Origin of the sequence: Vibrio sp. Vb0888 (assembly GCF_033338835.1) — a bacterium.
Taxonomy (GTDB): Bacteria; Pseudomonadota; Gammaproteobacteria; order Enterobacterales; family Vibrionaceae; genus Vibrio; species Vibrio alginolyticus.
Genome location: NZ_JAWOTL010000243.1, coordinates 1 through 1,137, shown reverse-complemented (window position 1 = coordinate 1,137; position 1,137 = coordinate 1). Strand labels below are relative to the sequence as shown.

Sequence of the window (1,137 nt, the reverse complement as noted above, 5' to 3'; positions counted from 1 at the left end):
AAATTATTAACCTTTGTTCTTAGGCTAATCAGCATCATACATAGAGTGACCCACAGCCCCATAGAGCCGCCTTCTTCACTCTTGCCAGGATCATTTTCCACAACGACTTCTTGCTTAACGACCATAACAACGCTCTTAGTAATAATTGCACCATCGTTGTCGTTTACTGCCACTTCAAACGTCAGCTTTTCACTTTTCTCACTCACTTTTGGTAACGTCACTTCTACACTTGCCGTGTCCGTGGTGGCAAACTGAGCTTTAGTCCCAGAAACTTGACGCCATTTGAATGAGTGATCCGTTGAATCAACGTCTTTTAAGCCAAGTACAGATAGTGTGACTTTTTCGTTTGATAGGCCTTCTTTACGGCTCGCTTCAACAGCGAAGATCGGCTCATCATTAACCGCTTCGACTGTAATTACAGCCATAGCTGTATTAGATTCACGTCCGTTTTCTTTCATAATAGAAAACTCAAACTGGTCATTACCAAAGTAGTTTTCCTTGCTTTGGTAGGTATTCCCGTCAATCTTGCCGTGCATCGGCGGCTTTTTAATGACGATGGTGTCCCCTTTCTCTAGTCCTTGTTGCTGATGTAAGTTAAGTTCCAGTGGCGTATCTTCTAGCGCTTTGTATTGAAGACTATTGGCGGTGATTACTGGAGAATTGATCGTGATGACCACCTCACCTTCTGCTGTCGTCCCAAAATCGTCAGACACTTGATACTTCATTACTGCTCGTTGTTCTGGAATGTCTGAAACAGGAACAGAATAGTGGATTTTTTGTCCTGAGATTTCAGCGCTACCAATCGAAGGCTTTGATGTGATCTTATCTAGCTTCAATGTGCTATTCGCATCCGATGAGTGGTCATTCGCCAGTACATCAATCGTAATACTTTCACCGCTTAATACGGTGACGGAATCCGTTTCAACCGTAATACTAGGTTTCGCTTGAGGTTTTTCTAACAAAGCAGCAAAAGGATAGTTACGGCCACGCCCTTCGCTTAATCCGCTCGTCTTGTACGAACTGGCATTTCCATAGAACTGCTTCTTTTTCTCTCCGTTAGACAAATAAGCGTCCAAGAATGAATAGCTGTATTCTGGCTTAGCGTTTTCTAGCTCAATGACCAACAACTGCTCACCT

The 1,137-nt window shown here is 43.3% G+C and carries 1 protein-coding gene; it reads right to left on the bottom strand.

The window, feature by feature from the left end; translation table 11 throughout:
- Window positions 1-1,137, bottom strand: a 1,137-nt coding sequence (locus R7P72_RS25350) for an Ig-like domain-containing protein (protein WP_411912910.1), incomplete at both ends; no start/stop codon positions are given.